Source organism: Actinocorallia lasiicapitis (genome assembly GCF_054778695.1).
The window spans coordinates 1-5,222 of sequence record NZ_BAAGZI010000399.1 but is presented as its reverse complement, the minus strand read 5'-3'; the positions used below and the strand labels follow the sequence as shown (position 1 = coordinate 5,222).

Genomic DNA, 5,222 nt, shown 5'->3' with positions numbered 1-5,222 from the left:
GGATCCGCGACGCGATCGTCGACGGCCTGCGCGACGCCACCCTGGAAGCCCGCCACTCCCGCAAGAAGCCCGTGGGCGTGGCCCTGGGCGGCGGCGGGCCCGGCGACCCCGGCCTGATCACGGTCCGCGGCCGCCAGCTCCTCGCCCAGGCCGACGTCGTGGTCACCGACCGGCTGGGCCCCCGCACGCTCCTGGACGAGCTGGCCCCCGACGTCGAAGTGATCGACGCCGCCAAGATCCCCTACGGCCGCGCCCTCCACCAGGACAAGATCAACGAAGCGCTGGTCGACCACGCCAAGCAGGGCAAGTTCGTGGTCAGGCTGAAAGGCGGCGACAACTTCGTCTTCGGCCGCGGCGGCGAAGAAGCCCTGTACTGCGCGGCGCACGGCATCCCCGTGACGGTCGTCCCGGGGATCTCCAGCTCGCTCGCGGCCCCCGCCTACGCGGGCATCCCGGTGACGCATCGGGGCGTCGCCCAGGAGTTCCATGTGGTCTCGGCGCACGTGCCGCCGGGGCACCCCGACTCGACCGTCGACTGGCCGACCCTGGCGTCCAACAACGGCACGCTCATCCTGATGATGGCGGTCGAGCGAATGCGTCTGATAGCTGACGCTCTCATGCGCTATGGTCGGGCGACTGACACTCCCGTGGCCGTTATCTCCGATGGCACCCTCCCCACCCAGCGGACGCTCCACACGACCCTGGCGGCGGTTGCGGACGATATGACGGCGCAAGGAGTGCGTCCACCGGCGATCGTCGTGGTCGGCGACGTCGTGCGGGTGGCTCAGGAGTTCGGCAAGTTGACGGCGGATATAGGGCGGGATCCGTGACATCCCCGGCGGACCAGAGCGCGCTGACGCAAGCGGACAGCCCGATGGAGGGTTCGGCTCCACTGAGCCGACTCCTCGCCGAGCTGCGCGACCAGATCGACGCGCTGCGTTTCACCCTCGACGTTCCCGGCGCGCCGGAGGCCCGCCTGGCGGCGAAGGAGATCCGCGACCAGCTCGACGACTATGTGCTGCCGCGGGTGCGGGCGGCGGCGACCCCGCTGCTGGCAGTCCTCGGCGGCTCGACCGGCGCGGGCAAGTCCACGCTGGTCAACAGCATCGTCGGCGCGCGAGTCTCCGGCACCGGCGTGCTGCGTCCCACGACCTCCAGCCCCATCCTGGTCTGCCACCCTGACAATTTCGAATGGTTCATGGGGACGGACGAGAAGCCGCCCGGCGTCGTCCCGACCATGGGACGGGTCGAGGGCCCCGCGCCCGACGCCGTCGTCGGCGACCAGCTCGTCGTGATCAGGACGGAGGCCGTGCCGCGCGGCATCGCCCTGCTCGACAGCCCCGACTTCGACTCGCTCTTCGACGACCACTACGAGTTCGCCACCAAGCTGATGGCCGCCGCCGATCTGTGGATCTGCGTGACGACCGCCGCCCGCTACGCCGACGCCCAGGTCTGGCGGATGCTGCAGCGCTCCCGCGAGCAGGGCGCGTCGCTCGGGGTCGTGCTCTCGCGCGTCCAGCCGGGCCCCGGCCAGGAGGTCGCCGACCACTTCGGCGAGATGCTCGAGGAGCGCGGTTTCGGCGCGGCGCCCCGGTTCGACATCCCGGAGACCACGATCGTCGAATCCCGCCTGCCCGAAGACGACATCGCGGACATCCGCGCCTGGCTGATGGGGTTCGTCGACGATCTCGAAGTCCGCGACGAAGTGATCACCGAGACGCTCGGCGGGGTGCTCGACTCGTTCCGGACCAGGATCCCGGCGCTCGCCCGCCAGATCGAGGAGCAGGTCGACCGGCGCGACGATCTCGCCCGGATCGTCGACTCCGCCTACTCGACGGCCCTCGCCGAACTCGACGAAGCCACCCGTAACGGGGCACTCCTCCAGGGTGAGGTCCTCGCCCGCTGGCAGGACTTCGCCGGGACGGGCGACCTGCTGCGGGCGCTCCACGTGCGGCGCGGCAAGGACGAGCCGAAGCCGTCGACGCGCCGCCGCCGCTCCGCGCCCCGGGTGCGGGCCCTGAAGGCCGCGCTGCGCGCCGCCCTCGAATCGTTGATCATTTCCGCTGCCGAGCAGGGCGCCGAGCAGGCCGTCGCCCGCTGGCAGGCCGATCCGGCGGGCGATTTCGTGCTCGGCGACAAGGCGCCCGTGCTGGGCACCGCCTCGCCGGAACTGGCACGGCGCGTCACCCGGACGGTCAGCGGGTGGCAGGACCACGTCCTGGAGCTCGTGCACAACGAAGGCGTGATCAAGCGGTCGATCGCCAAGCTCGTCAGCTTCGACTCCGAGGCGCTGTCGGTCGTGCTGATGGTCGGGATCCTCGGCTACGGCACCAGCGACGTCGTCGTCGAGGGCGGCACCAGCGCCGTCCCGCAACGGCTGCTCAAGTCGCTGTTCGGCGCGGAGTCGCTGCGCGGCATGTCCGCGAAGGCCAAAGCGGACCTGCGCGCACGGATCACCATGCTGATGGACGAGGAGAGCCTCCGCTTCACCCAGGCCCTCGACCAGGCCGACATTCCGGACGAAGCCACGGCCGTGGCCCTCTACCAGGCCACGTACAACCTTGAGGTCGCCCGATGACCGCTCCCGATTCCGACCCGGAATCCGAGAAGGCCCCGAGCTCCGACGACCGGCCGCCGCGCACCCGGCCGTCGTTCGACGCGTCCCCGATCGACGCCGACGACCCGCTCGGCCTGGGCCCGCTGTCCACCTGGGACGCCCCCACCGAGACCTTCCCGGCCGTCGCCCCCGCCCCGCCGCTCAGCGACGGCGTCTACTTCGCCGCCCCGCCGGCCCCCGGCGTGCCCGGATCACCGGACGAAGCCGAACCGGCCGACGCCCAGGACACCACCCCGTCCGAGCCCGCCGACGCCTCCGCGCCCACCACCGATGGGTCCGCCACCACCATGCACCCCGAAGACACCACCCCGCCGTCCCCGCCCCGCCGCACCCCGTTCGACGCCTCCTCCATCGACCCGGCCGACACCCTCGGCCTGGGCTCCCCCCGCCTCTCCTCCACCCCCCGCATCACCACCACGGAACCCCTCACCCGCCTCTTCGCCGAGCCCCCCGCGAACGCCCCGGAACCCCCCGAGCCGACCGCGGACCCCCCGCCGACCGCACCCGAGCCGCCTGCGCTCCCCGCCGACGAGCCCCCCGCCGGCGCCCCCGAGGCCGCGCCCACCGCGGAACAGCTCCCGGCTCCCTCCGACGCCCCCGCGCCCACCGCTGACCCGAACGAACCCCCGGCAAGCCCTGACTCTGTCGCGTCGTCCGAGCCCGCCGCCCCGTCCGAAGACGCCCCCCTCACGTCCGCCACCCCCCTCTCCGAGCCCGCGGACAAGGACGAACCCCGGGAAACCCCCGACGTCGCCCAGTCACCCAAGCCCGCAGACACCTCATCCCCGCTCCCCACGGACGAGACCCCGCCGAGCGCCCCCGCCGCCCCGGCACCGGCAGAGCCTGCCGACGAGGCGGCCGAAGCCGACCCGAGCGACCCCGCAGCCGCTCAACCCACCGAACTCGGCGACCTCCCGAACGAAACACCATCACCCGAAGCCCCCCAGGCCGACGACGACTCCGTCCAGGGCCCCTCCGATGCCGATCCCGGCGAACACCAGAACGACACCGACAGCCTCGACACCCCGACGGACGACCAGCCGAAGCCCGCACCCGGCGACGCCGAGAACACCCAGTCCAAGACCGGCGCCGACGACCCGGCACCCGAGCCCCCGAACACGGACGACGCCCTGCTCCCGGACGCCGACGAACAGACGGCTCCCGCGAGCGCCGACGCCCAGATCCCGTCAAACGACGGTGGCGACGAGCAAGCACCCGCCGAGCGTCCGAACGTCGAGCCCGCTCCCCGCAAGAACGGTGCCGAGCCGACAGATGCCGCCCAGGACGATGCCGAGACCATCACGTCCGAGGACGGTGCCGACGGCCAGGCAGCAGTTGCGCCCCTGGAGGCCGAGGACGTCCTGAGCGGGGCTGCAGGACGGTCGGATTCCGCGCCTGGGGATGTCGAGGACGCCCTGTCCAAGGACGGTGTTTCGGATGGTGTGAGCGATGAAGGTTCGGAAGTGGGTGGGGTTTCGGTCGAGGTGGTGGGGCTGGGGGGGCGGCTTGAGGCGTTGGGGCGGCTTGTGTCGCTCGGGGTCGGGCGGGTGGACGAAGGGCTGCTCGAGGACGCGGCCGGGGTTCTGGCGCGGGCCGGGGAACGGATGGGGCTGTCCGGCGAACACACCGTCGTGACGCTCGCCGGAGGCACCGGGTCGGGGAAGTCCTCGCTGTTCAACGCCGTGTGCGGGCTGGAGCTCTCGCCGACGGGGATGCGCCGGCCGATGACGTCGGCGGCCCACGCCTGCGTGTGGGGGCTGGACGGGGCCGCGCCGCTGCTGGACTGGCTGGACGTCGACAAGCGGTACCGGTTCGCCCGGGCCAGCGCGCTCGACAGGTCGGGGCCGCGGGCCGAAGGGTCGCTGCGCGGGCTGGTGCTGCTCGACCTGCCCGACCACGACTCGATCCAAGCCCTGCACCGGGCGGAAGTCGACCGGTTCACGGCCGTCGCCGACCTGCTGATCTGGGTCGTCGACCCGCAGAAGTACGCCGACGCCGCCCTGCACCGCGACTACATCGTGCCGTTCGCGCGGCACGCCGCCGTCACCCTGATCGTGCTCAACCAGATCGACCGGCTGCAGCCCGCCGAGGTCAAGGACTGCGTGTCCGACCTGCGACGGCTCCTCGAAGCCGAAGGGCTGGCCGACCCGCGGATCATCACCACGTCCGCCGTCGCGAAGGGCGGGGTGGACGACCTGCGCGCCGTCCTCGCCGAGACCGTCGCCTCCAGGAACGCCCGTTCCGACCGGCTCGCCGCCGACCTCGACAAGGTCGTCGAGCGTTTCGGCGACCTGGTGGGGGAGGAGCCTCCGCCCGCCGAGGTCGATCCGGCGCGTCGCGAATCGCTGGTGGACGCCCTGACCGTCGCGGCCGGGGTGCCCGCCGTCGCCGAGGCGATGGAGAGCGCCTACGAGCTGCGCGCCTCCGACTATGTGGGGTGGCCGCTGGCCCGCTGGGCCCGCAAACTCCGCCGCGACCCGCTGCGCCTGATGCGCCTCACCGAGCTGCGGGACGAGCTGCGCGGCTCGTTCAGCGGCCCGGTCGGCGCCCAGCAGGGCGATGTCGACACCGCGCTGGACGGCGTCACCGACGGTGTCACCGCCGG

3 protein-coding genes are annotated in these 5,222 nt (G+C 72.7%); all 3 read left to right on the top strand.

The window, feature by feature from the left end:
- Positions 1-830, top strand: an 830-nt coding sequence (cobA, locus tag ACYVE7_RS28660) for a uroporphyrinogen-III C-methyltransferase (RefSeq protein ID WP_460368947.1), incomplete at its 5' end; no start/stop codon positions are given.
- Positions 827-2,578, top strand: coding sequence for a GTPase family protein (locus ACYVE7_RS28655; RefSeq protein ID WP_460368946.1), 1,752 nt, complete (start codon positions 827-829; stop codon positions 2,576-2,578). The genes cobA and ACYVE7_RS28655, both read left to right, overlap by 4 nt.
- Positions 2,575-5,222 (top strand): GTPase family protein (locus tag ACYVE7_RS28650; RefSeq protein ID WP_460368944.1); only part of this gene is annotated, 2,648 nt, incomplete at its 3' end. The genes ACYVE7_RS28655 and ACYVE7_RS28650, both read left to right, overlap by 4 nt.